General features: G+C 45.5%; 3 protein-coding genes. All 3 read right to left on the bottom strand.

What is annotated here, in order from left to right:
- Window positions 1–183 precede the first annotated feature (183 nt).
- Complete coding sequence (locus tag K8S13_RS21415) at window positions 184–1374, bottom strand: CaiB/BaiF CoA-transferase family protein (protein ID WP_291465759.1); 1191 nt, start codon at window positions 1372–1374, stop codon at window positions 184–186.
- 19 nt (window positions 1375–1393) lie between these two features.
- Window positions 1394–1957 (bottom strand): indolepyruvate oxidoreductase subunit beta, encoded by a 564-nt coding sequence (locus tag K8S13_RS21410; protein ID WP_291465758.1) that lies wholly within the window; start codon window positions 1955–1957, stop codon window positions 1394–1396.
- Between the two features lie 23 nt (window positions 1958–1980).
- Window positions 1981–3363 (bottom strand): thiamine pyrophosphate-dependent enzyme (locus K8S13_RS21405; RefSeq protein ID WP_291465757.1); only part of this gene is annotated, 1383 nt, incomplete at its 5' end.

Genomic DNA, 3363 nt, shown 5'->3' with positions numbered 1-3363 from the left:
TTTTTTCAAGGTTTTTCAGGGCTTTCGGGCGGGGTTTTCTTGTGAATGCCAGGAAGGCGGCAATCTTTCCTTTCCAAAGGCTTGAAACCCGCTCCATGGTCTGGTCAATGGTGGCCTTTTTCCAATTCTCAAAGACGTCCTGAACTAAGAACCTTCTTTCTTTTAAAATGGTGGAAAGGTTTATTAAAAAATACCTTTTTCCTTAAATTCAGTAAGGGTGGCCTCATCATATCCCAGCAGATTACCGTATATTTCCTGGTTTTGTTCACCGAATCTGGGAGGAAAGCTAAGTTTCCGGTCGGATTCCTCAAGAAAAGGTGTCATGTTAGGCGGCGGGGCAAGGGTTATTTTTGTGCCTGTTTTTGGATCTGTTGAAGTGAGAATACGTCTTGCAACCAACGGATCTTCAACCACCTCATTCACGTTCTTGATTTTTGAAATGGGCACGGTTATTGAGTTGAACAGCTCAATGATCTCTTCAGAGGTGTGCTTTCCCGTGATAGCATTAATGGCATTGTTCAAATTTGTTACATCTGCAATCCTGCCCTGGTTATTTTTGTACTCATCCTTTGCAAGAGACTTGAACATATCCTGTGAAACCATGTTATTCCATTGCTTGTCATTTCCCACAGCAAGATAAACAAAACCGTTGCTGGTTTTAAAAACCGATACCGGGCTGAAAAATTCATGGGTGTTGCCGCGTCTGGAAATGTTCGCACCAAAGCTCTCTGAGAGAGCAATGGGAACCGTCAGCCAGGATACCGAAGATTCAAACATGGACAGGTCAATCCGAGTGCCTTCTCCCGTGGCTGCCCGTTTAAAGAGCGCTTTCATCAAAAGGCCGTATCCGTGTTCCGAGGTTCCCATATCAGGCAGGGGGATACCCAGTACCTGAGGATCCTCGTCAGCTTCGCCCGTGAGTTCCATTAAGCCCGATCTTGCCTGGAGTATGGGATCATAGGCACCCTCATTGGAATCCGGGCCGAATCCTGTAAGTCCCAGCCAGATAATATCCGGTTTAACCTCTTTTATTATATTATATGCCATGCCAAGTTTTTCATAATTTTTTGGCAGCTGATTGGTTATAAAAATATCAACATCAAGCTCTTTGATCAGTTTTTTGAATATCTCCTGACCCTGGGTATCAGCCATGTTCAATGACAACGCTTTTTTTCCGGAGTTGATGCACAGAAAATAGGAGTTCATCCTTTTTTCATCCAGAACATTTTCTCCGATAAACCGGTTGGGGTCTCCATATACCGGGTGTTCCAGTCTGACGACATTCATTCCGTCCTGGGCAAGCCTATAGGTAAGATAAGGGGCAACGGTTGCCTGTTCAAGTGATAGTACTGTGAGGTTTTTAAAAAGTTCCATAAAGGTCTCCATATATTTTTTAAATCATGCTTTTGCCGGTGTCATAGCAGGCATCAAAAATTTTTAAATTGGTTTCTTTGAAAGGTCCGGGACTCATGCTGTCCACCGTTGCTCTCAGATCATCTGCGTTTAAAGGGCCAAAGCCAAAGGCTGCGTAAAACGCCACCATGGCAAGGTTGGTAGATCTTGGCCCCCCTAACTCCATGGCTGTTTTGGCGGCTTCCATGGCCCGGGGCTCGATATCTTGTTTTTTAAGATAGGCGGATACTTTTTCATCCGGGAATGCATCAGGCGATGCATTGGCAAATAATTTTCCGCCTTTTTTCAGGTAGGGCAGATACCGGTAGGCTTCAGACTCGTCCATGGATAAAAGAAAGTCAGCAGCACCGGCCCGGATCAGGCTGGACCGTGCTTCTCCTATCCGTAAATGTGAGACAACTGATCCGCCCCTTTGTGCCATGCCATGGGTTTCTGCGCCTAAGATACTATATCCCTTATTTAAAGCAGCTGTGGCAAAAATCTTGGTCATGAAAAGGATTCCCTGTCCGCCCAGACCGGTTAGTACATAATTGATCGTCTTCATAAGTGTTTTTCTCCGTAAAGGGTTTATGCTTTTACAATGGCATTCTGCGGGCATATCTGTATACACACGCCACATTCGGCACAAAGCGTTTTGTTGATTACAGTCCTTTCATTTTCTTCATCATGGACAAGGGCAGGACATTCAAACCGCGTATGACAGAATCCACAATCATTGCAGTCATCGGTAATTTTTACCGGGATTTTTTCCGGAATAGCCTCATCCTTGAACCCTATCACGCAGGGGTGACGGGCAATAATCACGGCGATACCGCCGTCAGGATCATTTACATATTGGGAGGCATCCTTTACTGTCTGGATCATGTTTTTCGTATCAAACGGATCAACTACTTTGAGATAATTTATTCCGCATCCTTTGACAATGGTCTCCAGGGCAATGGCATTGCCTTTGCTGCCGTCCACCCGGTCGCCCTGGGTAATGGCCGGCTGCATCCCGGTCATGGCTGTGATGTGGTTGTCCAGAATCACAAGTATAAATTTTGAATTATTGTAAACAGCATTGATCAGCCCTGTAATGCCGGAATGAAAAAAAGTGGAATCCCCCATGGTGGCCACGAGCGGTTTTTTTACATCATCCTGAATATAAGCATTCCAGAATCCCGATGCCATGGTAATCCCGGCTCCCATGTCAAGAACCGTGTCCACAACTCCTAAATTGCTGCCAAGGGTGTAGCACCCGATGTCAGATGGGAAAATGGCCTTTGGCAAGGCTTTCCTGATGGAATAAAAAGAGGCCCTGTGAGGACATCCGGGGCACAGGGTCGGTTTTCTGATGGGAAGCGACAGCCCCCCCACAAGGGAGAAGGCTTCCAGTCCGCAGTCATGGTCTGATAAAGGCGAAAGCCCGCAGTCGGAAAGGGTTTTGTTTAGAATTCCTTCAATTTTTTCAGGCACAAGTTCACCTTCCATGGGTACATGGCCGGAGAGTCGTCCCAGGGTTTTGCGCTTATCCCGCAGCATATATTCAATCACTGTATCAGTCTCTTCAATAACCAATACCTTATCGCAGGCATCCATAAAGGTGTCGGCCAGTTTTTCCGGGAAAGGATAGGGTGCACCCAGTTTGAGAACCGGGATATCATCTCTTTGATATTCTTTAAACATATCCTTGACAACACTTGAGGGAACACCGCCGGTTACAACACCAAACGGATAAGATTTTTTTTCTTCAAGGGTATGTATATTATAAGGGGTTAAGGTGTTAAATTTTTCACTGATTTTCAGATGTTTTTCATTTAATGCCTTATGCTGCAAAAACCTGAACTTTGGTGTGGAGGCCCATCGGGTCGGCTCTTTTTTAAAATCAGCTTTCGTCAAATTACTCTCAAGCACATCATATTTGACATTCTGCCGGGCATGACAGACCCGGATGGCAGGTCTTACCATTAC

It is taken from the genome of Desulfobacula sp., assembly GCF_021107415.1.
This window is presented reverse-complemented; position numbering and strand designations above follow the sequence as displayed.